This is a genomic window from Enterobacter sp. BNK-8, assembly GCF_048685095.1.
In the GTDB taxonomy this organism is placed as follows: domain Bacteria; phylum Pseudomonadota; class Gammaproteobacteria; order Enterobacterales; family Enterobacteriaceae; genus Enterobacter; species Enterobacter quasiroggenkampii.
Genome location: NZ_JBLQTN010000001.1, coordinates 1,344,495 through 1,368,997, shown reverse-complemented (window position 1 = coordinate 1,368,997; position 24,503 = coordinate 1,344,495). Strand labels below are relative to the sequence as shown.

General features: G+C 55.5%; 28 protein-coding genes. 15 read left to right on the top strand and 13 right to left on the bottom strand.

All coding sequences use genetic code 11. The annotated features are described in order from the left end of the window. Position 1: 1 nt before the first annotated feature. Genes ACMGGU_RS06565 through flgB form a run of 5 tightly spaced genes read right to left on the bottom strand, consistent with a single transcriptional unit; the run spans position 2 to position 3,559 of the window. A complete protein-coding gene (locus ACMGGU_RS06565; protein WP_008500811.1) occupies positions 2-757 on the bottom strand; it encodes a flagellar basal body rod protein FlgF in 756 nt (251 codons plus the stop codon). Positions 758-777: 20 nt separating this feature from the next. Then, positions 778-1,986, bottom strand: coding sequence for a flagellar hook protein FlgE (flgE, locus tag ACMGGU_RS06560; RefSeq protein WP_008500812.1), 1,209 nt, complete (start codon positions 1,984-1,986; stop codon positions 778-780). 26 nt (positions 1,987-2,012) lie between these two features. Next, positions 2,013-2,723, bottom strand: a complete 711-nt coding sequence (gene flgD, locus ACMGGU_RS06555) for a flagellar hook assembly protein FlgD (protein WP_032650840.1) — start codon at positions 2,721-2,723, stop codon at positions 2,013-2,015. A gap of 11 nt (positions 2,724-2,734) precedes the next feature. Beyond that, positions 2,735-3,139, bottom strand: a complete 405-nt coding sequence (gene flgC, locus ACMGGU_RS06550) for a flagellar basal body rod protein FlgC (RefSeq protein WP_008500814.1) — start codon at positions 3,137-3,139, stop codon at positions 2,735-2,737. A 3-nt stretch (positions 3,140-3,142) separates the two neighbouring features. Continuing rightward, positions 3,143-3,559 carry a flagellar basal body rod protein FlgB gene (gene flgB, locus ACMGGU_RS06545; protein ID WP_008500815.1) on the bottom strand — a complete coding sequence of 139 codons (417 nt, stop codon included), beginning with the start codon at positions 3,557-3,559 and terminating at the stop codon, positions 3,143-3,145. Positions 3,560-3,716: 157 nt separating this feature from the next. On the opposite strand from flgB, the gene flgA reads away from it, so the two are divergent. From flgA to flgN, 3 genes are all read left to right on the top strand, one after another. Then, complete coding sequence (gene flgA / locus ACMGGU_RS06540) at positions 3,717-4,376, top strand: flagellar basal body P-ring formation chaperone FlgA (protein WP_008500816.1); 660 nt, start codon at positions 3,717-3,719, stop codon at positions 4,374-4,376. Between the two features lie 93 nt (positions 4,377-4,469). Continuing rightward, positions 4,470-4,763 (top strand): flagellar biosynthesis anti-sigma factor FlgM, encoded by a 294-nt coding sequence (flgM, locus tag ACMGGU_RS06535; RefSeq protein WP_008500817.1) that lies wholly within the window; start codon positions 4,470-4,472, stop codon positions 4,761-4,763. Between the two features lie 4 nt (positions 4,764-4,767). Continuing rightward, a complete protein-coding gene (gene flgN / locus ACMGGU_RS06530; protein WP_008500818.1) occupies positions 4,768-5,193 on the top strand; it encodes a flagella biosynthesis chaperone FlgN in 426 nt (141 codons plus the stop codon). A gap of 59 nt (positions 5,194-5,252) precedes the next feature. On the opposite strand, the gene murJ is transcribed toward flgN, so the two are convergent. The 4 genes from murJ to rimJ form a co-directional block, all read right to left on the bottom strand. Beyond that, positions 5,253-6,788, bottom strand: coding sequence for a murein biosynthesis integral membrane protein MurJ (gene murJ, locus ACMGGU_RS06525; RefSeq protein ID WP_048222521.1), 1,536 nt, complete (start codon positions 6,786-6,788; stop codon positions 5,253-5,255). 129 nt (positions 6,789-6,917) lie between these two features. Next, positions 6,918-7,841 carry a Gfo/Idh/MocA family protein gene (locus tag ACMGGU_RS06520; protein WP_420300335.1) on the bottom strand — a complete coding sequence of 308 codons (924 nt, stop codon included), beginning with the start codon at positions 7,839-7,841 and terminating at the stop codon, positions 6,918-6,920. Between the two features lie 2 nt (positions 7,842-7,843). Then, a complete protein-coding gene (locus tag ACMGGU_RS06515; RefSeq protein WP_235404191.1) occupies positions 7,844-8,494 on the bottom strand; it encodes a YceH family protein in 651 nt (216 codons plus the stop codon). A gap of 9 nt (positions 8,495-8,503) precedes the next feature. Further along, complete coding sequence (rimJ, locus tag ACMGGU_RS06510) at positions 8,504-9,088, bottom strand: ribosomal protein S5-alanine N-acetyltransferase (protein WP_008500822.1); 585 nt, start codon at positions 9,086-9,088, stop codon at positions 8,504-8,506. A 236-nt stretch (positions 9,089-9,324) separates the two neighbouring features. Between rimJ and mdtH the strand changes: the two genes are divergently transcribed. The 9 genes from mdtH to ACMGGU_RS06465 all read left to right on the top strand — a co-directional run bounded on the left by mdtH (position 9,325) and on the right by ACMGGU_RS06465 (position 15,999). Further along, positions 9,325-10,533, top strand: a complete 1,209-nt coding sequence (gene mdtH / locus ACMGGU_RS06505; RefSeq protein WP_063621367.1) for a multidrug efflux MFS transporter MdtH — start codon at positions 9,325-9,327, stop codon at positions 10,531-10,533. Between the two features lie 123 nt (positions 10,534-10,656). Beyond that, a complete protein-coding gene (locus ACMGGU_RS06500; RefSeq protein ID WP_045910186.1) occupies positions 10,657-11,217 on the top strand; it encodes a lipoprotein in 561 nt (186 codons plus the stop codon). A gap of 125 nt (positions 11,218-11,342) precedes the next feature. Then, on the top strand, positions 11,343-12,389 hold the full coding sequence (gene pyrC, locus ACMGGU_RS06495; RefSeq protein WP_045334677.1) for a dihydroorotase: 1,047 nt from the start codon (positions 11,343-11,345) through the stop codon (positions 12,387-12,389). Between the two features lie 74 nt (positions 12,390-12,463). Beyond that, positions 12,464-12,709 (top strand): DNA damage-inducible protein I, encoded by a 246-nt coding sequence (dinI, locus tag ACMGGU_RS06490; protein WP_008500826.1) that lies wholly within the window; start codon positions 12,464-12,466, stop codon positions 12,707-12,709. A 272-nt stretch (positions 12,710-12,981) separates the two neighbouring features. After that, positions 12,982-13,236, top strand: coding sequence for a biofilm formation regulator BssS (bssS, locus tag ACMGGU_RS06485; RefSeq protein WP_008500827.1), 255 nt, complete (start codon positions 12,982-12,984; stop codon positions 13,234-13,236). A gap of 116 nt (positions 13,237-13,352) precedes the next feature. Further along, positions 13,353-14,471, top strand: coding sequence for an N-methyl-L-tryptophan oxidase (gene solA / locus ACMGGU_RS06480; RefSeq protein ID WP_420300334.1), 1,119 nt, complete (start codon positions 13,353-13,355; stop codon positions 14,469-14,471). A 60-nt stretch (positions 14,472-14,531) separates the two neighbouring features. After that, complete coding sequence (locus tag ACMGGU_RS06475) at positions 14,532-14,645, top strand: DUF2770 family protein (RefSeq protein WP_032645429.1); 114 nt, start codon at positions 14,532-14,534, stop codon at positions 14,643-14,645. Positions 14,646-14,852: 207 nt separating this feature from the next. Beyond that, complete coding sequence (locus tag ACMGGU_RS06470) at positions 14,853-15,419, top strand: cytochrome b (protein WP_262796083.1); 567 nt, start codon at positions 14,853-14,855, stop codon at positions 15,417-15,419. Between the two features lies 1 nt (position 15,420). Further along, positions 15,421-15,999: a YceI family protein gene (locus ACMGGU_RS06465; RefSeq protein WP_045401851.1), complete on the top strand. Its 579-nt coding sequence runs from the start codon at positions 15,421-15,423 to the stop codon at positions 15,997-15,999. A gap of 41 nt (positions 16,000-16,040) precedes the next feature. Here the strand turns inward: ACMGGU_RS06465 and ACMGGU_RS06460 are convergent, their stop codons facing one another. Further along, a complete protein-coding gene (locus ACMGGU_RS06460; protein ID WP_008500831.1) occupies positions 16,041-17,090 on the bottom strand; it encodes a rhodanese-related sulfurtransferase in 1,050 nt (349 codons plus the stop codon). Between the two features lie 221 nt (positions 17,091-17,311). Between ACMGGU_RS06460 and ACMGGU_RS06455 the strand changes: the two genes are divergently transcribed. The 3 genes from ACMGGU_RS06455 to ACMGGU_RS06445 all read left to right on the top strand — a co-directional run bounded on the left by ACMGGU_RS06455 (position 17,312) and on the right by ACMGGU_RS06445 (position 20,070). Then, positions 17,312-18,238 carry a Kdo(2)-lipid IV(A) acyltransferase gene (locus tag ACMGGU_RS06455; protein WP_420300333.1) on the top strand — a complete coding sequence of 309 codons (927 nt, stop codon included), beginning with the start codon at positions 17,312-17,314 and terminating at the stop codon, positions 18,236-18,238. Positions 18,239-18,381: 143 nt separating this feature from the next. Then, positions 18,382-19,599, top strand: coding sequence for a multidrug efflux MFS transporter MdtG (gene mdtG / locus ACMGGU_RS06450; protein ID WP_069719455.1), 1,218 nt, complete (start codon positions 18,382-18,384; stop codon positions 19,597-19,599). 96 nt (positions 19,600-19,695) lie between these two features. Then, entirely contained in the window at positions 19,696-20,070 is a 375-nt protein-coding gene (locus tag ACMGGU_RS06445) for a MysB family protein (protein ID WP_008500834.1), read from the top strand. A 6-nt stretch (positions 20,071-20,076) separates the two neighbouring features. On the opposite strand, the gene ACMGGU_RS06440 is transcribed toward ACMGGU_RS06445, so the two are convergent. The 3 genes from ACMGGU_RS06440 to mdoG all read right to left on the bottom strand — a co-directional run bounded on the left by ACMGGU_RS06440 (position 20,077) and on the right by mdoG (position 24,463). Beyond that, positions 20,077-20,304 carry a YceK/YidQ family lipoprotein gene (locus ACMGGU_RS06440; RefSeq protein WP_008500835.1) on the bottom strand — a complete coding sequence of 76 codons (228 nt, stop codon included), beginning with the start codon at positions 20,302-20,304 and terminating at the stop codon, positions 20,077-20,079. An 84-nt stretch (positions 20,305-20,388) separates the two neighbouring features. Beyond that, entirely contained in the window at positions 20,389-22,917 is a 2,529-nt protein-coding gene (gene mdoH / locus ACMGGU_RS06435; protein WP_045908288.1) for a glucans biosynthesis glucosyltransferase MdoH, read from the bottom strand. Continuing rightward, on the bottom strand, positions 22,910-24,463 hold the full coding sequence (gene mdoG / locus ACMGGU_RS06430) for a glucans biosynthesis protein MdoG (RefSeq protein ID WP_395299964.1): 1,554 nt from the start codon (positions 24,461-24,463) through the stop codon (positions 22,910-22,912). The genes mdoH and mdoG overlap by 8 nt, the downstream gene beginning before the upstream one ends. Positions 24,464-24,503 lie beyond the last annotated feature (40 nt).

Sequence of the window (24,503 nt, the reverse complement as noted above, 5' to 3'; positions counted from 1 at the left end):
GTTAGCTCATAGCCAGAAGTTGGTTAGCCTTGCCCGCGTTTTCATCCACGCTGCTGATGATCTTCATCTGCATTTCAAAGCGGCGGGCGCTGGCGATCATGTCGGTCATGGCTTCGACCGGCTTGACGTTACTGCCTTCCAGAACGCCGGACATCACGCGGATGCTCGGGTCGGCCTGTAAGGTGGCACCCCGCGTTGCCTGTGCCGCCTGGGTCAGACGGAACATGCCGTCGTCGCCACGCTGCACCTCTTTGCCTTCCGCTTTGACCAGCTTCAGACGACCGACGGGCGCAACGGTATTGGCCGGGTCGCCCGGGTTGAGCGCCGAAATGGTGCCGTCCGCAGCGATAGTCAGCTCAGAGCCTTCCGGTACGGTCAGCGGACCCGCTTCCCCCATCACCGGATGCCCCTGAATCGTCAGCTGGCCCGTCGCGCTCACCTGGATGTTCCCGTTACGGGTATAGCCTTCACTGCCGTCCGCCGTTTGCACCGCCAGCCAGCCGTCCTGCTGCAGAGCCACGTCCAGCGGGCGTGAGGTGTAATCCATCTGCCCTGGCGTCATATCGGCGCCAGGGGTCGATGCGGTCACCAGTGTACGGGTCGGCAGGGAAAGCCCTTCTACCGGCACCGCGCGCAGCGCATTAAGCTGCGCGCGAAAGCCCGGCGTTGAGGCGTTTGCCAGGTTGCTGGCGGTAACGGCCTGCTGATTGAGCGTCTGACTTGCCGCGCCCATCGCGGTATATATTGCGTGATCCATTGCGCTTTCCTGTTAGCCGCTTAACGCAGGTTAACCAGCGTGTTGAGGATCTGGTCCTGGGTTTTGATGGTCTGCGCATTAGACTGATAGTTACGCTGCGCGACGATCATGTTCACCAACTCTTTACTCAGATCGACGTTAGAGGCTTCCAGCGCACCGTTGGTCAGCGTACCGAAGTTACCGCTTCCGGCAGTACCCAGCAGCGCCACGCCGGAGGACTGGGTGGCAGACCAGACGTTGTCACCTTCTGATTTCAGACCTTCGTTGTTGGCGAAGTTTGCCAGCACGATCTGGCCCAGAACCTGGGTCTGTTCGTTGGAATAGTTACCGACCACAGTGCCGTCGTCGTTGATTTGATAGCTCACCAGGTCGCCTGGTTTAAAACCATTCTGGCTGGTCGCGACGATATTGTTCGCACCGGTGTTCTGCTGCATGGAGTTAGCAAAACTCATGGCGAAGGTCGCTGGCGTCGCACCTGGGATGGTCGCGGTAGTGATGTTGATATTTCCACCACCGGTCAGCGTACCGTTATTATCGAAGGTCAGCGTGGTGGCCAGTGCCGCCGTGCTGCCTGCGACGCTACCGTCCTGGGCATACACTTTCCAGGAGTTAGCTGGGGTCGCATCTTTGACATAAAACAGGTTCATGTTGTGCGCATTACCCTGGCTATCAAAGACGGTCACCGTACCTTTTTTGTTGTACGTGTCCGGGTTAGCCGGATCAAAAGCGGTGGTCGGCGCGGTATCGGTGGAATTCAGGTTAATCTGCTGGGAAGCCGTGGTGGTGGACTTCGCGGCCATCAACGTGGTTGGGATATTAATGACCTGTGGGTTCGCCCCGGTCTGAACCGTTGATGGCGTCCCGGCAACCGGATAACCGGTTAACTGCATCCCCTGCATGTTCACCAGGTTACGGTTTTCATCCAGCTTGAACTGGCCGTTACGGCTATAGAACACGGAACCGTTGGAGTCGACCATACGGAAGAAACCGTTCTGGCTGATGGCAACGTCCAGACCGCGACCGGTGTTGGTGGTGGTGCCGTCGCTAAAGTCCTGAGTGATGCCCGCAACTTTAACGCCCAGGCCGACTTTGGAACCGGCAAACATGTCTGCAAAGGATGCAGAACCGGATTTAAAACCATAGGTCGCGGAGTTGGCGATGTTGTTGCCAATGACGTCCAGGTTGGTGGCCGCAGCATTCAGGCCGCTGACCGCTTGAGAAAAGGCCATGACTTACTCCTGATAAGTGTTAAGGCTTAGATAATCTGCCGAACTTCGTCGAGTGTGGTGGAACCAGAGGTTCCCAAATCCAGTTTGTTGCCGTCGCTTCCTTTAATCACGCCCTGGACCAGCGCGAACTGCAGCGGCTGCGCTACCAGCTGGGTCGTCCCGTTGCTGGCGCTGATTGCCACTTTGTAGGATCCGTTTGGTGCTTTGGTGCCGTCGGTCAGGCTGCCATCCCAGGTAAAGGTGTGAACGCCCGCCTTCAGCTCGCCGATATCAATGGTGCGAACCACCACGTTATTGGCATCCGTGATCGTTGCCGTCACCTTCTCAGCCGGCTGCTGGAGCTCAACGCCAAACGGCGTGGTTGTCGTGGTGGTATTGCCGTCGGTGGTGCTGGTGCCTGCCAGAATCGTGGTTCCCGGGATCATCACCCCGTGACCAATCAGGCTTGCCGCCTGCAGAGACTGGGCGCTGTTAATCTGCCCAGAGACGGAACCGAGGGTGGTGTTCAGTTTCTCAATGCCGCTCACGGTACTGATCTGCGCAAGCTGCGTGGTCAGTTCGTTGTTCTGCATTGGGTTGGTGGGATCCTGGTTCTTAAGCTGCGCCACCAGCAGCGTCAGAAAGCTGCCCTGAAGGTCGGCGGCGTTACTCCCCGTCAGGGAGTTAGAACCTGTCGTACTCTTTGTGTTGTTAACACCCGAGTTCGTAGGATCATTCACATTTACGGCGATGGACATGCATGTCTCCTTTACTGGCCGAGAGTGAGTGTTTTGAGCATCATGCTCTTCACGGTATTAAGCACTTCGACGTTGGCCTGGTAGCTACGGGAAGCCGACATGGAGTTCACCATCTCACCCACCACATCCACGTTTGGCATCTTCACGTATCCGCTGGCATCCGCAAGCGGGTTACCCGGCTCATACACCAGCCTGTCCGGCGCCTGGCTCTCTACCACATCAGAGACCTTCACGCCGCCCGTCGCCGCGCCTGGCGCAGCATCGACCTGAAAGACAACCTGTTTGGCACGATAGGGCTGGCCGTCGGGTCCGGTGACACTGTCGGCGTTCGCCAGATTACTGGCGGCCACGTTCAGGCGTTTGGACTGTGCGGTTAACGCCGAACCGGCGATATCAAAAATATTCAGCAAGGCCATCTATCAATTCCCCCCCTGCAGGACGTTCATCATGCCTTTGATTTGTCCGCCGAGTACGGTCAGGCCCGTCTGGTATTTCAGGCTGTTGTCGGCAAACTGGGTACGCTCCCGGTCCATATCCACGGTGTTACCGTCGAGTGAGGGCTGATCGGGTATGCGATAAAGTAAATCGGTCGCTGGCGCAGTCATCGCCTGAGCAGGAATATGGCGAGAGGATGTCATGGCAAGTGCAACACCCGTTCCTTCGGCACGTCCACGCTCCATCACCTTTTTGAGTTCACTGGAAAAATCAATATCGCGCGCCTGATACCCCGGGGTATCGGCGTTAGCGATATTGGCGGCTAAAATCTCCTGCCGCTGGGCGCGTAAGTTGAGCGCTTCCTGCTGAAAACGTAACGCGGCGTCGAGTTTATCGAGCATGTCTCCTCCGCTGATGGCAAAATTTCAGTTCACAGCTTAAATCTCACCCGGTCTCCCCTATCGACGGAATAAGCGCAAAATGCGTCGCTATTTATTCCGTTGATGCAAAACCACTGCAGGTAGAATTCGTTCAACTCAGGAAACGGTGGAACTTGCGATGCAAACGTTAAAACGTGGTCTGGTGGCGGCTCTCTTGCTGTTAAGCCCTCTGGCGCAGGCTGAAGGGTTACAGGATCGGCTAACGGCTTTTTTTGCTGAAAAACTGGCAGGCTTTAGCGATGACGTGACCGTTACCGTGCGCACGCCACCGAATCTGTACCCGACGTGTGACCAGCCGTCCTTCAGCGTGGTAGGGTTCACAAAGCTTTGGGGGAATGTGAACGTGCTGGCACGCTGCGCCAACGAAAAACGCTATTTACAGGTTGCCGTTCAGGCGACGGGCAATTATGTTGTCGCTGCCGTGCCCATTGCGCGCGGCAGCGTGCTGCAGACAAACAGCGTGACGCTGAAGCGCGGCCGTCTGGATCAGCTGCCGCCACGCACCATGCTGGATATTAACCAGGCACAGGACGCCGTCAGCCTGCGCGACGTCGCGCCAGGCCAGCCGATACAGCTCTCCATGCTGCGTCAGGCATGGCGGGTAAAAGCAGGCCAGCAGGTGATGGTGGTCGCCAACGGAGATGGCTTTAGCATCAACAGTGAAGGGAAAGCGTTGAACAATGCCGCGGTGGCGCAAAACGCCCGCGTCAGAATGTCCTCAGGCCAGGTGGTGAGCGGAACCGTCGATGCTGATGGGAATATTCTGATTAACCTATAATCTTTTTAAAGATTTCGCGGCGCGTGCCGATAAATATTCCACTAATGATGATGTCAGGCGCAAACGCCGCGAACCCTCGATGAGGACAACACTATGAGCATTGATCGTACATCAGCCCTGAAGCCGGTAAGCGCTGTACAACCTCGCGAAACGAATGACGCTACGGCGCAGAAAACGCGTCTGGAAAAACCGTCAACGTCCAACAGCACCAGCGTGACCCTGAGCGACGCGCAGGCAAAACTGATGCAGCCGGGCAGCAACGATATCAATATGGAACGTGTTGAAGCGCTGAAAACAGCTATTCGTAACGGTGAGCTGAAAATGGACACCAGCAAAATCGCTGACGCCCTGATTCAGGAAGCACAGAGTTTCTTACAGAGTAACTAACCGTATGAGTCGACTGTCAGAAATACTGGATCAAATGACGGTTGTCCTGAACGACCTGAAAACGGTAATGGACGCTGAACAGCAGCATCTCTCTTCCGGTCACATCAACGGCAGCGCGCTGCAGCGTATTACTGAAGACAAAAGTTCGCTTCTGGCAACGCTGGATTATCTGGAGCAGCAGCGACGCGCTGAGCAGGATCCTAAGCGCAGCGCCAATGACGATATTATTGAGCGCTGGCAGACCATTACCGAAAAAACCCAGCACCTGCGCGATCTTAACCAGCATAACGGCTGGCTACTGGAAGGTCAGATTGAGCGTAATCAGCAGGCGCTTGAGGTGTTGAAACCGCATAAAGAAACCGGGCTGTACGGTGCGGATGGTCAGACAGCAACTGCACGTATTGCGGGTGTGAAAAAGATTTCGATTTGACGCTAAAGCGACAAATTATGCAGTGGGGAGCACCCTAAGGTGAACTCCCCTTTTGGCGTTTATGCCGTCCGGCGGGCAAACTCTTTGACTTTGAAACCCAGCACCGCGAGCGTGGCAAAGTACGCCACCACCCCGACGCCTACTACGGCCATCAGCCGCATCAGACGATAAGGCATGGTACCCAGGGACCATTCCGGCATCACGTACATCATGCCAAGCAGCGCGGCAGACATCACCAGTACCGCAACGATCAGGCGCGCCAGGAAACGCCCCCAGCCCGGCTGCGGCGTGAAAATATCCTGCTTGCGCAGTTGCCAGTACAGCAGCCCGGCATTCAGACAGGCCGCCAGACCAATCGATAATGACAGGCCTGCATGCTTCAGCGGACCAATAAACGCCAGGTTCATCAGCTGCGTCATAATCAGCGTCACGATGGCAATTTTTACCGGCGTTTTGATGTCCTGACGCGAATAAAAGCCCGGCGCCAGCACTTTCACCACGATCAGCCCCATCAGTCCCACCGAGTAGGCAATCAGCGCGCGCTGGGTCATGGCGGCATCGAAGGCGGTGAATTTCCCATACTGGAAGAGCGACACCGTCAGCGGTTTGGCCAGAATACCCAGCGCCACCGCGCTTGGCAGGGCCAGCAGGAAGCAGAGACGCAGGCCCCAGTCCATCAGGCGGCAATACTCATCATGATTACCGCTGGCAAAGCTTTTCGACAGCGACGGCAGCAGGATGGTTCCCAGCGCCACGCCCAGCACCCCGGATGGGAACTCCATCAGGCGGTCGGCATAGTACATCCAGGAAACCGAGCCGGACACCAGGAACGAGGCAAAGATGGTGTTGATAATCAGCGAGATCTGGCTGACGGAGACGCCGAGAATGGCGGGCCCCATCTGCTTGATGACGCGCATCGCCCCGGCATCTTTGAGGTTGATGCGCGGCAGCACCAGCATGCCGATTTTTTTCAGATGCGGCAGCTGATACGCCAGCTGTAGCACTCCGCCCACGGTGACCGCCCAGGCCAGCGCCAGTACCGGCGGGTTGAAGTGCGGCGCGGCGAACAGGGCAAAGCCGATCATGCTGACGTTAAGGAACGTCGGCGCAAACGCGGGAACAGAGAAGCGGTTCCAGGTGTTGAGGATCGCCCCCACCAGAGAGGCCAGCGAGATCAGCAGAATATAGGGGAAGGTGATGCGCAACAGCTGCGAGGTCAGGGCAAACTTGTCGGCCGTATCGGCAAAGCCGGGCGCGGTCACCATAATCACCCAGGGCGCGGCCAGCATCCCGAGGACGGTCACCACCGCCAGCGCCAGCGTCAGCAGGCCGGAGACATAAGACACAAAGACGCGCGTTGCGTCCTCGCCCTGCTTGCTTTTATATTCCGCCAGGATCGGGACGAATGCCTGAGAAAACGCCCCTTCCGCAAATATACGGCGCAGCAGGTTCGGTAATTTGAACGCGACGAAAAAGGCGTCCGTGGCCATCCCTGCACCAAATACCCTTGCCACAATGGCGTCGCGCGCAAAACCCAGCACGCGGGAAAACATGGTCATCGAGCTGACGGCCGCCAGCGATTTTAATAAGTTCATTAACGTGAATTTCCAGAACCATACGGATTTCCAGGACGGGCAAGCGTAAGCGCCACCCGGCAAAGCCTACAAGCGGCGCTTAGTCTACCCGGATTTCAACGAATTACTATCCGCAGATGTTACAGCGAGTTATTCACTCATGGCCTCGCGCCAGAGCCTTTCCACAACGCGCTGCGCCATGATGGCCTGCTCGCCGGACGTTTCAGGAACCGTCTGATTTTGCACGCAGGAGATGAAGTGACGGGCACAACCGGCAAAACCGCGCTGTTCAAGCGTACTCTGCCAGCCAGGGGCAGGTAGGGTCACCACGCCGCTGCCCTTCTCCTCCCGCCATTCACGCATGTCGGTAATGTCGTACAACGCGCCGTCGGTGACGGCCTGGACACATTCTCGCTGGCTGCCCGCACGACGATGCATACTGGTGGTTACCTGCAGATGGTCAATCGCGAAATGATGTTCGGCGTAGACCATTTCACCCTGCTCGTTCGTCAGTAGCGTGCCACTTTGCAGCTGCGCATTGCCGCTGGCGAGCCACAGCGCCGTATCCACAACGTGCAGATAGTCATCCAGCAGCGTGAAGCGCAGATCGTTCGGCCCGATGCTGTCTGTGCGGTGCTTATCCATCCGCAGCGAGGAAAGCGTGCCCGACTGCGCCTTAAGCTGCTGGTAAAGCGGTGCGAAGCGGCGGTTGAAACCGACCATCAGCGTCAGTTTTTTACGCGCGGCCAGTTCAATCAGCCGCTCGGCATCCTGAACATTTTCAGCCAGCGGTTTGTCCACGCAGACGTGAACCCCCAAATTGAGCAGTTCGCTCACCACCTGATAATGAGTTGCCGTTGAGGTATGGACAAATACCGCATCGCACTCGCGGGACAGATCCTGCAATGAGGCAGCATACGGCATGCGCCAGGTTTCGCAGATACGTTCTGCCTTTTCTCGGGTGGGTGACCATGCCGCTTGCAGGGTCCAGTCCGTCGCCGCACCTAAAACAGGCAGCCAGGCTTTTTGTGCAATACCGCCCAACCCCACCACGCCTACGCGTAATTTTTTCACCGTCAGTCTCCCAAATGTGCCAGCAAGGCATCCAGACGCTGTTTCAGCCCTGCGACCTCGTCTTCCAGTGCCTCTACGCGGGCAACCAAATCGTCATCTCCAGCATTGATATCAGTTGCGCTGGATTTCACTGAAATATCAACGTCACCGCTGAACAGATGCATATAGCGGCTTTCACGCTTGCCCGGCTCGCGCGCCAGACGGACCACGTAAGGGCCGTCTTCGCGAGAAGCCAACCCTTCCAGGGTCTGCTCAACCTCCTGCATATCGCTGAACTCATGCATGCGGGAAGCGCGGGTGCGCAGCTCCCCCGGCGTCTGCGCCCCGCGCAGCAACAGCGTGGTGATGACCGCCACTTCCGCACTGCTCAGCTTCAGGTCGCCAAATTCGGAGTTACAAAAGCGCTGTTCATATTTGGTCACGCGGTTGCCGAATCCGCTGACGGTGCGCAGATAGTGGCGTTTTACCAGGGCGTCCAGCACCTCCTGAACGTCATGTTCGCTGAGGTTCATCACCGGCTCGCGGTTGGTTTTCTGGTTGCAGGCCATGGTCACTGCGTTGACGGAGAGCGGATACTGCTCCGGCGTGGTGACCTGTTTTTCGAGTAAGCACCCAATTACGCGCGCTTCTGTACCGTTTAGCTGATACTTCATCTTTTCTCCTTAACGACCTGCAGTCCAGTCCCGGGTGGTTAATGCCGTCAGAACGTGGTCGCGCCACTCTCCGTCTATCAGCAGATAGTCTTTGGCGTAACCCTCTTTCTCGAACCCTAAACGCGCCAGCAGATTTCCGCTGCGCTGGTTATGAGGCATATAGTTCGCCATAATGCGATGAATGTGCTGGGTGCGTTGCATATAGCGGATCGCTACCGTCAGCGCCTCGTACATCAGCCCCTGTCCCTGCCACTTCTGGCCGATGGAGTAGCCCAGGTAGCAGGCGTGAAACGATCCCCGCACCACGTTTGAAAAATTGGCGATCCCGATAATCTCTTTCTCTTCAGGATCCAGCAGCGCGAAATAAAACGCGCTGCCCTGCTTGTGAAATTCCGTAATCATGCTGAGGCGCGCCTGCCAGCCGGAAGGATAACAATGGCTCTCATCCCGAACGGGTTCCCAGGGCTTTAAAAACTGGCGATTCTCGGCGTAATAATCCGCCAGACGCCAGGCATCACGCTCATGCACCAGACGAACGACCAGCCTGTCCGTTGTCAGACGCACTTTTGGCACATTACTGCGATAGCCAAACATCGATACCACTCCTTCCCGTCACTTCAGCTTACCCATTAGCTTTACTATACCTGCGCCTGCGCCGTCTGTGAAAACAGTGACATACCATTTTCACCTCTTTTCACACTTTTCGATGAGAACTCTCTATCAAAGCACCCTTTTGATAAAAAAATATTGTCGCGTTCAGGGGTGGGAAAAAACGCGGCGACACCGCAGAATGTTAGCGTGCTCACCATCTTATTTTCCCTGGAGGGAAAATGTCCCGCGTATCACAGGCCAGGAGCCTGGGTAAATATTTCCTGCTCGTCGATAACATGCTGGTCGTGCTCGGCTTTTTTGTCGTTTTTCCGCTTATTTCGATCCGCTTTGTCGATCAGATGGGCTGGGCGGCATTAATGGTCGGCATTGCCCTGGGGCTACGCCAGTTTGTCCAGCAGGGCCTGGGCGTCTTTGGCGGGGCCATCGCCGACCGCTTTGGCGCGAAACCGATGATCGTAACCGGTATGCTGCTGCGCGCGGCAGGCTTTGCCACGATGGCGGTCGCTCAGGAGCCGTGGCTGCTCTGGTTCTCCTGTTTCCTCTCCGGTATCGGGGGCACGCTGTTCGATCCGCCCCGCACCGCGCTGGTGGTAAAGCTGATTCGCCCGCAGCACCGCGGCCGCTTCTTCTCGATTCTCATGATGCAGGACAGTGCCGGGGCGGTTGTCGGCGCCCTGCTGGGAAGCTGGCTGCTGCAGTATGACTTCCGTCTGGTCTGTGCGGCTGGCGCGGTACTCTTTATTCTGTGCGCGCTGTTTAATGGCCTGTTCCTGCCGGCGTGGAAACTGTCGACGGTGAAAGCGCCGGTCCGGGAAGGGCTTGGTCGCGTCCTGCATGACAAGCGCTTTGTCACCTATGTGTTGACCCTGACGGGATATTACATGCTGGCCGTGCAGGTCATGCTGATGCTGCCGATCATGGTTAACGACATTGCAGGTACCCCTGCGGCGGTGAAATGGATGTACGCCATCGAAGCCTGCCTGTCGTTAACGCTGCTCTATCCGATTGCCCGCTGGAGCGAGCGACGTTTTCGTCTGGAACATCGTCTGATGGCCGGACTGTTCCTGATGACGCTGAGCATGATGCCGATCGGCCTGGTGAACACGCTCCAGCAGCTGTTTACGCTGATTTGCACATTCTATATTGGCTCGATCATCGCCGAGCCTGCCCGCGAAACGCTGAGCGCCTCGCTTGCGGATGCGCGTGCGCGCGGCAGCTATATGGGGTTCAGCCGCCTGGGGCTGGCACTCGGCGGGGCATTAGGTTACGCCGGGGGCGGCTGGTTGTTTGATGCCGGCAAAGCGTTAAATCAACCTGAACTCCCGTGGATGATGCTTGGCGCGGTGGGCTTTATGACGCTACTCGCCCTGTGGTGGCAGTTCAGCCAGAAACGCAGCGCGAGCGGCATGCTCGAGCCAGGCGCATAACTTTTCCCTCGGGCGGGCGCCGCTCCCGCCCCACTTCTCAGTTTTTTCTGCTGGTTTCTACCCATTCACGCTGACATACTGGCGTAACAGGACAGAAGCGCCGATTTTTCGTTGAGGAACACTATGAAGAAAATTGTTTTAGCCGCGGCATTGGTTGTCAGCGGTCTGCTGGTTGGCTGTAACCAGCTCACACAATATACCGTCAGTGAACAGGAAATTAATCAGGCGCTGGAAAAACATAACAATTTCTCGAAAGACATTGGCGTACCGGGTCTTGCCGATGCGCATATCGTGCTCACAAATCTCACCAGCCAGATCGGACGTGAAGAGCCAAACAAAGTCACCCTGGCCGGTGATGCGGACCTTGATATGTCCTCCCTCTTTGGTAACCAGAAAGCCAACATCAAGCTCAAGCTGAAGGCACTCCCTGTTTTCAATAAAGAGAAAGGGGCAATTTTCCTCCAGGAGATGGAAGTCGTCGATGCGCAGGTGTCTCCGGACAAAATGGCTCCGGTTCTGCAAACCCTGATGCCCTATCTGAATCAGTCGCTGCGGAATTACTTTAACCAGCAGCCCGCGTACGTCTTAAGTGAAGACAAAAGCAAGGGTGAAGCCCTGGCGAAAAAATACGCAAAAGGGATAGAGGTTAAGCCGGGTGAAATTATCATTCCTTTCACCGATTAACCCGAAGGGCGCTGCGGCGCCCTTTTTTTACGGAAAAGTGTGCAAACGAAAACGTTTCCGCTTATGATTTGTGTCCGGCAAAAACAGCCATCCTAATGACTGATTCCTGACAAGCCGGAGCTTCCATGACTGCACAACCCCAGGTTCTTAAAATCCGCCGCCCTGACGACTGGCATATTCATCTGCGTGATGGTGATATGCTGAAAACCGTCGTGCCTTATACCAGCGAAATTTATGGCCGCGCGATTGTCATGCCTAACCTGGTGCCACCAGTCACCACCGTCGATGCCGCGATAGCCTATCGCCAGCGCATCCTCGACGCCGTTCCTGCGGGACACGATTTTACCCCGTTGATGACCTGCTACCTGACCGATTCACTGGATCCGAACGAAGTGGAGCGCGGCTTTAACGAAGGCGTGTTTACGGCAGCGAAACTCTACCCGGCGAATGCCACCACCAACTCCAGCCACGGCGTCACCAGCATTGATGCCATTATGCCGGTTCTGGAACGCATGCAGAAACTGGGTATGCCGCTGCTGGTTCACGGTGAAGTGACGCATGCTGACATTGACATCTTCGACCGTGAAGCCCGTTTTATCGAGACCGTGATGGAGCCTCTGCGCCAGCGCCTGCCCGCGCTGAAGGTGGTCTTTGAGCATATCACCACCAAAGACGCGGCAGAGTACGTGCGTGACGGCAACGATCTCATCGCCGCCACCATTACGCCACAGCACCTGATGTTTAACCGTAACCACATGCTGGTGGGCGGGGTGCGCCCTCACCTCTACTGTCTGCCTATTCTCAAGCGCAACATCCACCAGCAGGCGCTGCGTGAGCTGGTCGCCAGCGGGTTCTCCCGCGCGTTCCTCGGTACCGATTCCGCGCCTCACGCCCGCCATCGTAAAGAGGCAAGCTGCGGCTGTGCAGGCTGCTTCAACGCCCCAACGGCGCTTGCCAGCTACGCAACTGTATTTGAAGAGATGAACGCGCTGGAACATTTCGAAGCGTTCTGCTCCCTTAACGGCCCACGCTTCTACGGCCTGCCGGTCAATGACACCTTCATCGAACTGGAGCGTAAAGCGAGCCACGTTGAGGAGTCCATTGCCCTGACGGATGACACGCTGATCCCATTCCTGGCGGGTGAAACCGTAAGCTGGACGGTAAAACGTTAAAAAATCAATGCCCCTTGTTGTCAAACTGATAATATACCTGTATAAATAAACAGTATATTACACAGGGGGCATTTATGCGTATTGAAGTCACCATAGCCAAAACTACCGTTCTGCCTGCCGGCGCGCTTGATGCACTGGCAGGCGAATTATCCCGTCGTATTAACAATACCTTTCCTGACAACGCAGGTGCCGTCACGGTGCGTTACGCCGCGGCAAACAACCTTTCCGTTATTGGTGCCGCAAAAGAAGATAAAGATCGCATCAGCGAAATCCTGCAGGAAACGTGGGAAAGCGCTGACGACTGGTTCATCACAGATTAACACTGCTCCCTCATTGTGTTTTTGCCGGGTCGCCCCGGCTTTTTTTTGCCTAAAAATCCCGTAAGTTCAAATTAATTCGGCATCTTCTTTAAAAATCGTGAACGAGATGGTGTTTTATTGTTCGAACAATCCTAAAAAGCAGAAAAATGTGTTGCCACCTGTTTATTTTTCCCTTCGGAACCCTTATTACTTGGTATACTGAAGTTGCTTTCAGAAAAACATGCATTGAACCTCAAAGCCGTTGTCTTCTAACACGCATTAAGGGGGTTATAATGGAAAAGAATAGTGAAGTCATCCAGACCCACCCACTCGTTGGCTGGGATATCAGTACCGTAGATAGCTACGATGCGCTGATGCTGCGTTTGCACTACCAGACCCCAAATCAACTCAACCGTGAAGAAGCGGAAGTTGGACAGACGCTGTGGCTAACAACAGACGTCGCCCGTCAGTTTATTTCTATTTTAGAGGCAGGTATTGCAAAAATAGAATCTGGCGACTATCAGGAAAATGAGTATAAACGGCACTAAGCTTATGCCCACTTTTCACTCAACAGGCACCCTCGCGGTGCCTTATTTATTTCTCCCTTGTCTAACCCCGCGTTGTTAATTACTCTGCTAACAAAACATCAGTTTACGAGATGCATATGAGATACGACTTAATCATTATTGGCAGCGGATCCGTGGGTTCTGCCGCCGGTTATTACGCGACGCAGGCGGGCCTGAAGGTCCTGATGATCGATAGCCATCTTCCGCCTCATGCGGAGGGCAGCCATCATGGCGATACCCGCCTCATCCGCCATGCGTATGGCGAAGGCGAGCGCTATGTTCCGCTGGTGCTTCGCGCCCAGACGCTGTGGGACGAACTGGCGAAACAGACTGAAGACCGCATTTTCGAACGTACCGGCGTTATCAACCTGGGCCCGGCCCATTCTGAATTTCTCGCCGGCGTCGAACGCAGCGCGAAAACGTTTAATCTGGACGTTGAGAAACTGGACGCGACGGGCATTAGCGCGCGCTGGCCCGAAATTAGCGTCCCGGACGATTATATTGGCCTCTTTGAAGCCCACTCTGGTGTGCTGCATTGTGAAACGGCGATCAAGACCTGGATCGAGCTGGCCGAGAAGGCAGGCTGCGCGCAGCTGTTCAACTGTCCGGTAGACGCCATCACCCATGACGGTAATGGCGTCACGGTAACGACCCTTGACGGTGAATATTCCGCGGATCGCCTGCTGGTCAGCGCGGGAACCTGGGTTACCCGTCTGCTGCCCGATCTGCCGATCCAGCCGGTGCGCAAGGTCTTCTCCTGGTTCCAGTCGGATGGTCGTTACAGCGTCCAGAATAAATTCCCGGCCTTCACCGGCGAATTACCCAACGGCGACCAGTTCTACGGCTTCCCGTCAGAAAAAGACGCGCTGAAAATCGGTAAACACAACGGGGGCCAGGCAATCTCCTCCCCTGAAGAGCGCAAGCCTTTCGGCGCCTTTCCTCAGGATGGTTCGGAAGCCTTCTCGTTCCTGCGCACTATTCTTCCGGGCGTCGGCGGCTTGCTTTATGGCGCGGCCTGTACCTACGACAACACGCCGGATGAAGACTTTATCATTGATACGCTGCCGGGGCATGACAACACGCTGCTCATCACCGGACTGAGCGGCCACGGCTTTAAGTTTGCTTCCGTGCTGGGTGAAATCGCCGCGCAGTTTGCCCAGGGTATTGCACCGCAGTTTGATCTGACGCCCTTCTCCCTCTCGCGTTTTAACGGATAATTCGCCACGGGCACCGGACGTCCCGGGGCCCGTTTCATTCACACTGCATTACGGGGCGTTATGCGCAGGATCGTTAGCTTTCTGATGAATAATATTCGCGAGCATTTTATGCTCTATCTCTTATTGTGGGCGCTGTTGGCCATTATTGATTTTGTTTACATTGTATTTTACTGAAAAGCCTTACTGACAATAATTGACGTTAATTTATCTTTATTGAAACTCACCATTTCGCTTGCACGAAGAGATTGAATTAGCGCTAGCGATCCTTTTCAAAATTGCTGAAATAAATAAAATAAAAATCAATAGACAATTATTTCAGTTGCAATATCCCGCCTTCCCGTTCATTTTTACTTTCCGGTTAATTTGAAAATGGACATTCTGATGCAATTGCGTAACTCCTCCCGGCGCTACGGAATAATATCCATAGGTTTGCACTGGATATTTGCTCTTGCCGTCTACGGTATGTTTGGACTTGGACTCTGGATGGTCACGCTCAGCTATTACGATGGCTGGTATCACCAGGCGCCGGAGTTGCATAAAAGCATTGGTGTCCTGCTGATGCTGGGGCTGGTTTTCCGCGTGATCTGGCGACATATTTCCCCGCCGCCCGCTGCGCCAAAGACCCACAGTAAATTTACCCGCCTCAGTGCCGTCGCCGCGCATATTGCGCTCTATGCACTGCTGTTTGGCATCCTGATTAGCGGCTATCTCATTTCGACGGCTGACGGTAAGCCGATTAACGTCTTCGGCCTGTTCGACGTTCCGGCAACACTGAGCGATGCCGGGGCGCAGGCCGACACGGCGGGGGTCATTCACCTCTGGCTTGCCTGGAGCGTGGTGATCCTGTCCTTACTTCACGGGCTTGCCGCCCTCAAACACCATTTTATTGATAAAGACGATACGCTAAAGCGCATGCTTGGCCGCTCGTCAGTTGACTCTGGAGCATAAAATGAAAAAACACCTGCTGGGTATCGCACTGGGTTCTCTGTTATTCACCGCCGGTTCCGCCGTGGCGGCGGATTATAAAATTGATAAAGAGGGTCAGCACGCTTTCGTCAATTTCCGTATTCAGCACCTGGGATATAGCTGGCTGTACGGTACCTTTAAGGATTTTGACGGCACGTTCACCTTTGACGAAAAAAATCCTGCGGCCGATAAAGTCAATGTGACGATTAATACGAACAGCGTCGACACAAACCACGCAGAGCGCGATAAACACCTGCGCAGTGGGGAGTTCCTCAACGTCGCGAAATTCCCGCAGGCGACCTTCACTTCTACTGAGGTGAAGAAAGACGGCGATAAGCTGAATATTACCGGCAACCTGACGCTTAACGGCGTAACCAAACCGGTCACGCTTGATGCGAAATTACTGGGTCAGGGTGATGACCCGTGGGGAGGTAAACGCGCAGGTTTTGAAGCGGCAGGGAAAATTCACCTGAAAGATTTTAATATCACAACGGATTTAGGCCCGGCGTCTCAGGACGTGGAGCTGATTATTTCCGTTGAAGGTGTACAGCAGAAATCGTAATAATGTCGCCCGGCAGGCTTTCACCGTGCCGGGCGTTATTATCATTCCGGGTCAGGGATACCCAGTTTGGTATTCAGACGACCGCGTGATTTATTGAAAATCTTGTTGCCGTTTTCACGTCCTGCGCGACGGCGACGCTGCTCTTCTTCCGGCAGGATGCTCTCTTCGCTGCACAGCTCGCTACAGCAACCGTTAAACTTCTCGGCACAGGCCGGGCACTGAATGAACAGCAGATGGCAACCGTCATTTTTGCAGTTGGTGTGGGTATCGCACGGCGCGCCGCACTGGTGGCACTGGGCAATGACGTCGTCCGAAATACGTTCGCCCATACGCTCGTCAAAGACAAAGTTTTTCCCGATAAAGCGTACCGGCAGCCCCTGCTCACGGGCGCGGCGTGCGTACTCGATAATGCCGCCTTCAATGTGCCAGACCTTATTAAAGCCGTTGTGCTTCATCCACGCGCTGGCTTTCTCACAGCGGATACCGCCGGTGCAGTACATAACGATCTTTTTATCTTTATGCTCCTGCATCATCTCAACCGCTTTCGGCAGCTGCTCGCGGAAGGTATCGGCCGGGATTTCCATCGCGTTCTCGAAATGCCCCACCTCATACTCATAGTGGTTACGCATATCAATAAACACGGCATCCGGATCGTCCAGCATCGCATTCACTTCCGCCGCCTTCAGGTATTCACCGACGTCCGCCGGGTTAAACTCAGGATCGTCGATACCGTCCGCCACGATGCGTTCACGCACCTTCATGCGCAGCACCCAGAAGGATTTCCCGTCATCATCCAGGGCAATGTTCAGGCGTAAGCCGTTAAGGGCCGGGTCAAACTGATAAAGTACGTCACGGAAGGCGCTGACTTTGCTTTCCGGTACGCTAATCTGCGCGTTAATGCCTTCACGGGCAAGGTAGACGCGGCCGAAGACGTTCAGCGCTGTGAACGCCTGATAAAGCGCATCGCGGGTCGCCTGCGGATCGTCGATCGTGAAGTATTTATAGAATGAGATGGTGGTGCGCGGTTCGGTTTCAGCCAACATACGCGCTTTTAACATCTCATTCGACACGCGGTTGTGTAACACTGGCATGGTGTACAGTCCTGGAATCGTTAGAGAGAATGAAAATTCGGTCGGCATCATATAGCAAACAAAACCAATTTACATCCACACAATTTACGCTACATTTCACACACCCTGATTAATCAGGCTTAACAATTGCTGTATTCGTGCACGCTTCGAAAGCAGATATTTTGGCTACGCCTCAAAAAATGAGACACTAGCAAAACAGGACGTTTGAACACAGGAAAGACATGACCCAGTTACCAACATTTACTGCCGCCCTTTTGCATCCCCGCTATTGGTTGACCTGGCTTGGCATCGGCTTTTTATGGCTTCTGGTACAGCTTCCCTACCCTATTATTTTTCGGTTGGGTAAATTTCTGGGCCGTTTCGCACAGCTGTTTATGAAGCGTCGCGCCAGAATCGCGTACCGCAACCTTGAGCTGTGTTTTCCGCAGATGAGCGAATCAGAGCGTCACGACATGGTCGCGAAGAATTTCGAATCCGTCGGGATGGGGCTTATGGAAACCGGCATGGCGTGGTTCTGGCCGGACAAACGCATGGCTCGCTGGAGTGAGGTGACGGGAACCGGCATGGATCCGGTGCATACGCTTCAGGCCAACCAGACGGGCGTTCTGCTGATCGGCGTCCATTTTCTGACGCTGGAAATCGGGGCGCGTATGTTCGGCATGCAGGCGCCCGGCATTGGCGTTTATCGCCCTAACGATAACCCGGTCATCGATTTAATCCAGACCAACGGCCGCATGCGCTCTAACAAAAGCATGATCGACCGTAAAGATCTGAAGGGAATGATCCGCGCGCTGAAATCCGGTGAAGTGGTCTGGTATGCCCCCGACCACGACTATGGCCCACAGGCCAGCGTTTTTGTCCCCTTCTTCGCCGTTGAAGAGGCCGCGACAACCACCGGTACCTGGATGCTGGCGCGGATGTCCAAAGCCGCCATCGTGCCTTTTGTTCCCCGTCGCAAGCCGGACGGTTCGGGCTACGAGCTTATGATGCTGGAGCCGGAACTCGCACCGCCGCTTGACGATGCAGAAACCACCGCACGCTGGATGAACAGCGTTGTGGAGAAGTGCATCATGCTCGCCCCGGAGCAGTATATGTGGCTGCACCGTCGCTTTAAAACCCGGCCAAAAGGCACGCCGTCCCGCTATTGATTTTCAACGTGCGGCCCTCAGGGCCGCATGCTGTTTTAGCTTTAAAAGCTCCCCCTCATTGCGGCAATCATAACCCAGGCGCATAATTAGCAGGCTTATTACTTCATGCTTCAGGTGCTCAGCACCTCATTATGCGGATTGTTATGTCACCCTCAGATGCCCCCATAAGCTGGAAGCGTAACCTCACGGTTGCGTGGCTTGGCTGTTTTCTCACCGGTGCAGCGTTTAGCCTGGTCATGCCTTTCCTGCCGCTTTACGTCGAACAGCTGGGCGTGACGGGCCACAGCGCGCTCAATATGTGGTCCGGCCTGGTATTCAGCATCACGTTCCTGTTTTCCGCGATGGCCTCGCCCTTCTGGGGTGGCCTTGCCGACCGCAAGGGGCGAAAAATTATGCTGCTCCGCTCGGCGCTGGGGATGGCCATCATCATGGCGCTGATGGGCGTGGCGCAAAACGTCTGGCAGTTCCTGATTTTGCGCGCGTTGCTGGGCCTACTGGGAGGCTTTATTCCGAATGCCAATGCCCTGATTGCCACACAAATTCCTCGCCATAAGAGCGGCTGGGCGCTGGGCACGCTCTCAACCGGCGGCGTGAGCGGTGCCCTGCTGGGGCCCCTGGCCGGCGGACTCCTGGCCGACAGCTATGGCCTGCGCCCGGTATTCTTCATCACCGCCAGCGTGCTGTTCCTGTGCTTTATCGTCACCCTGCTCTGTATTCGGGAAAACTTCACACCCGTTGCGAAGAAAGAGATGCTCCACGCCAGGGAGGTGCTGACCTCGCTCAAAAATCCCAGACTGGTACTGAGTCTGTTCGTGACGACCCTGATTATTCAGGTTGCAACCGGATCGATTGCTCCTATCCTCACGCTGTACGTTCGCGATCTGGCGGGCAACGTCAGCAATATTGCATTTATTAGCGGACTGATCGCATCCGTGCCCGGTGTGGCGGCATTGCTCAGCGCCCCGAGGCTGGGGAAACTGGGAGACCGCGTCGGCCCGGAAAAAATTCTGATCTGTGCGCTGGTGATCTCTGTCCTGCTGCTGATCCCCATGTCGATGGTGCACTCGCCCTGGCAGCTTGGTGTTCTGCGCTTTTTACTGGGCGCCGCCGACGGCGCGTTACTGCCCGCCGTTCAAACCCTGCTGGTCTACAACTCCACAAACCAGATTGCCGGGCGTATATTCAGCTATAACCAGTCATTTCGCGACATCGGTAACGTCACCGGGCCGCTCCTCGGGGCTGGCATTTCCGCCAGCTTTGGTTTTCGCGCCGTCTTTATCGTGACGGCAGGCGTAGTGCTGTTTAATGCGATCTATTCGTGGTTCAGTTTATCCCGCGCGTTACGGCCGGTGGCTGAATAAGACGAACGCCTGAAGCTTATTTTCGTATTCATACTTGCAGAATCAGATATTCAGCTATTCTTTCCCTGAAACCTTCTGGAAAACAGGGAGACACCAATGACCATGTACGCCACGCTGGAAGAAGCTATTGATGCCGCTCGTGAAGAGTTCCTCGCCGATAACCCCGGCGTTGAAGAAGAAGATGCTGACGTGCAACAACTTAATATCCAAAAATACGTTCTGCAGGATGGGGATATTATGTGGCAGGCCGAATTCTTTGCCGATGAAGGTGAAGAAGGGGAATGTCTGCCGGTCCTGAGCGGTGAAGGTGCGCAGGCCGTCTTTGACGGTGACTATGATGAAATCGAACTGCGGCAGGAATGGCTGGAAGAGAACACCCTGCACGAGTGGGATGAGGGCGAATTTCAGCTCGAGCCACCGCTCGATACGGAAGAAGGTCAAACCGCAGCCGATGAGTGGGACGAGCGTTAATTTACGCTACTCGTAAGGGCCGTGGCTGGCATCGATCGGCAGCAGCAGCGTGTCGAAAATTAGCGAGAATGGCAGATCCAGCACGGTGAGGTAGCGCCATGCGGAGTCACGGAGATCCCATTTCACGCCAGGGTAATACTGATTCCCGTGGCCTTGCCCTGGAATGGTGCGGCTGATGATGCTGCCGCAGCCGCTGAGCAGGCATGCCATCAGAACGACGATGATTATTCTCATGAGTAACCTCTAAAAAAATACCGGCGATTAAGCCGGTATTTTATCTGGCGGGTGGCGCTTCGCTTACCCGCTCTACTTAACCACTTACTTCGCCTTCAACGCCAGCGGGTTCAGCTTCAGTTCTTTATAGTAGTTTACCCACGAAGAGTATCTCTCCGGAGCGGACCACACGCGGTAGTGAAGACGCGCCATCGTGACCGGGTCGCTCAACAGGACCAGACGACGGTCACGGTTGAGTTTTTCCGGGGTCTCGTTCAGCGCCTGCTCAACGTGACGATCGCGGGCAATCTCCAGCACCTGGCTGGCACGGTGGCGCGCGGTGGCCATCGCCGTTGCCAGTGCGTTAAATGACGGGTTAAACACCGCGTGCATAAAGCCGTCATCCAGCGTGCGATTGCGGTTCTGCTCGAGATAACGATCGGTGTCCACCAGCACCTGCGGCGGGGAATACTCTTCCGGGATCAGGAACAGCTTCCAGCGTTTGGTCCGCAGCCCCACCGTCGAACGGCTGGAGATCACGGAGACAAACGGCGACAGGATCAGCGAGAAGACAATCGGCGCCAGCCAGAACAGGAAGCGCAGATCCAGCCACGCCATCCCGGCCGCCCACACCAGACCCAGCAGCAGCTGAGAACCGTGGCGCATAAAGGCTTCGCTCCACGGCGTGGAGTCGTCATCACGCTGCGGTGAGTTCCAGACCACTTCCCAGCCCAGGAACGCACTGACCACGAACACGGTGTGGAACAGCATACGCACCGGTGCCAGCAGCACGGAGAACAGCACTTCCAGCAGCAGTGAAAGGGTCACGCGGAAGAAACCGCCGTACTCTTTCGAGCCTTTGCACCAGATCAGGATGATGCTGAGCAGCTTAGGCAGGAACAGCAGCACCATGGTGGAGGCAAACAGCGCAATCGCCAGTTCAGGGCGCCACTGTGGCCACACCGGGAACAGCTGCCGCGGTTGCAGGAAGTATTGCGGCTCCGTCAGGGCATGCACGACCTGCAGCGCAGTAGAGAGCGCAAGGAACATAAACCACAGCGGTGCGGAGAGATAAGACATCACGCCCGTCAGGAACACTGCACGGTGAACCGGGTGCATCCCTTTCACCAGGAACAGGCGGAAGTTCATCAGGTTACCGTGACACCAGCGGCGGTCACGCTTGAGTTCGTCCAGCAGGTTCGGCGGCAGCTCTTCGTACGATCCCGGCAGGTCGTAGGCAATCCAGACGCCCCAGCCAGCACGACGCATCAGCGCCGCTTCCACGAAGTCATGCGACAGAATAGAACCGGCAAACGAACCCTCGCCCGGCAGCGGCGCCAGCGCACAGTGTTCAATGAACGGCTTCACGCGGATAATGGCGTTGTGACCCCAGTAGTGCGATTCACCCAGCTGCCAGAAGTGCAGACCCGCCGTAAACAGCGGCCCGTAAACACGGGTGGCGAACTGCTGGCAGCGCGCATAGAGGGTGTCCATACCGGAGGCTTTTGGCGAAGACTGAATGATACCCGCGTTCGGATTGGCTTCCATCAGACGCACCAGACCGCTCAGGCAGTCACCGCTCATGACGGAGTCCGCATCCAGCACGACCATATAGCTGTACTGATTACCCCAGCGACGGCAGAAGTCATCGATGTTACCGCTTTTACGCTTCACACGACGGCGGCGACGACGGTAGAAGATCTGCCCTTCGCCCTGCACTTCCGCAATCAGCTCCATCCACGCTTTTTGTTCCGCCACGCAGATATCCGGGTTGTAACTGTCGCTCAGGATGTAAACGTCGAAATGCTCCGCGTTGCCAGTCGCCTTTACGGACTCCCAGGTGGCACGCAGACCCGCAAACACGCGGTCAACGTCTTCGTTACAGATAGGCATAATCAGCGCGGTACGGTGCTCAGGATTGAGGGGTTCATCCCCGACCGTTGACGCCGAAATGCTGTATTTGTCACGCCCCATCAGCAGCTGCAGGAAGCCCATCAGCGCGGTCCAGAAACCAGCCGAGACCCAGCAGAAGAGAACCGCGAACAGCAGAAGGATGCCGCTCTGCAGGATGTACGGCAGCAGCTGCATGAAGGAGACCCAGAGATCCTGGCCCATCATGTCCGTCGGGTTGATAAACGCCCAGCCCTGATAAGGCAGGATGGTTTTCATATACCAGGTCGCGACGACCGTCTGCGCCAGCGTCAGCAGCAGCAGGATGTAGCGACGGATGGTCCCCACGGTACGCCATTTCTGTTCGGAAGCCTGCTCTTCTTTCGTCAGGCGTGACAGATAGCGGGGCGTCACATCACGCCCGCGCAGGCGATCCCAGAAGCGGCCCACCGGGTTGGTGCGCCATGGATCGGGAAACATTGAGGAACGCGTGGCCTTCGGCATCGCCTGAAGCTGATCGCGCCCTTCGTCGTCTTTAATCAACTGCCCTTCTGCCAGCGAGTCCGGCCAGGCCTGCTCCAGACGTGCCTTTACTGACCCCAGCGGCGTATCATCATCACGGGAAAACTGACGATGTTCACCATCCAGCGCGGTGTGAACCGCGCGGATGTCGCTCTTAGGCAGTGCCGCTTTTTCGATATCCGTCAGCGGCATAGCATCAATATATTCAGATGTATTATTCATTGGCAGGTAGCTGATAGCTCCAGGTTTCACTCAGCGGCTGATCGTTACTGACCAGCGCTGCACGCATTTCAGTGGTCTGTTTCGGATCTTTCACTTTCACGCGCAGGGTCAGACGCCAGCCTTTTGTTACCGGGTTGTAACGCACGGTATTCTCAACGATTTCACCGTTCTCACCGATGCTGGCCTGAGCGGCAACGGCAGTGTCCGGTGACAGTTTCTTCATATCCTGGCCTGTGAAGTCCACGACAAAGGCCACGGTACCGTCAGGCTGACGGATAAGATTAGACTGCTTCACATCACCCGTTGAGCGGCGAGTCTGCATCACATACGCGTTATCCGGCGCATGCAGCTTATCTTCGTCGCGGCTGAAGGTGATGGTGTACTTGAAGTTCATCTCTTTACCGGCTTCCGGCAACTGATCCGGCGTCCAGTAAGCGACGATGTTATCGTTGGTTTCGTCGTTGGTTGGAATTTCTACCAGCTCGATCTTACCTTTACCCCAGTCACCGTTTGGCGTGACCCAGGCGCTTGGGCGCTGGTCATAGCGGTCGTCCAGATCTTCAAAGCGGGAGAACTGACGACCACGCTGCAGCAGGCCAAAACCTTGTGGGTTTTCCATTGCGAAGCTGCTCACCGCCAGATGTTTCGGGTTGTTCAGCGGACGCCAGATCCACTCTCCGTTACCGGCGTGAATAGACAGACCGTTGGAGTCATGCAGTTCTGGGCGGAAGTTGGTTGCTGGTGACGGCTGGTTCGGCCCAAACAGGAACATACTGGTCAGCGGCGCAACGCCCAGTTTGCCCACTTTATCACGCAGGTAAACCTTAGACTGCACGTCAACCACCGTGTCACGACCCGGCATGATCACAAAGCGATAGGCACCGGTCGCACGCGGAGAATCCAGCAGCGCATAGATAGTCAGACGTTTGTCCGTTGGTTTTGGACGTTCAATCCAGAACTCACGGAAACGTGGGAATTCTTCACCTGATGGCAGCGCGGTATCAATAGCCAGTCCGCGCGCAGAAAGCCCGTATACCTGCCCCGCGCCAATCACGCGGAAATAGCTGGCACCAAGCATGCTGACGATTTCGTCGTTTTTATCTTTGCTGTTGATCGGGTAAAGCACCTTAAAGCCAGCGAAGCCCAGGTCTTTCACCGTATCTTTGTCGTGTTGCACATTGCCAAAATTGAAGTAATCCGGGCTGTATTTAATCTTACGTACCGCTGTGGCCGTCACTTCATTGATGGCAACAGGCGTGTCGAAATACATACCCTGATGATAAAACTCAAGCTTGAACGGGGTCTTGATGTTGCTCCAGTAGGCTTTGTCGTGATTGAACTGGATCTGCTGATAGTCCGCATATTTCATATCGCGGAAAACGGAGGGCAAGTTACTTTTCGGCGCTTCGTAGCTCTTGCCCGCCATCGATTTTGCCTGTTTTGCGACATCGTCGATGTTAAAGGCCAGTGCCGATGAGGTATACAGTGATAACACCACTGCAGCACCTAACCAACGCATTTTCATCATCTGTGGTTTATGTTTCATAATAAGTAAGCACTTCCCCCTTTGTGTGCTTATATCGATC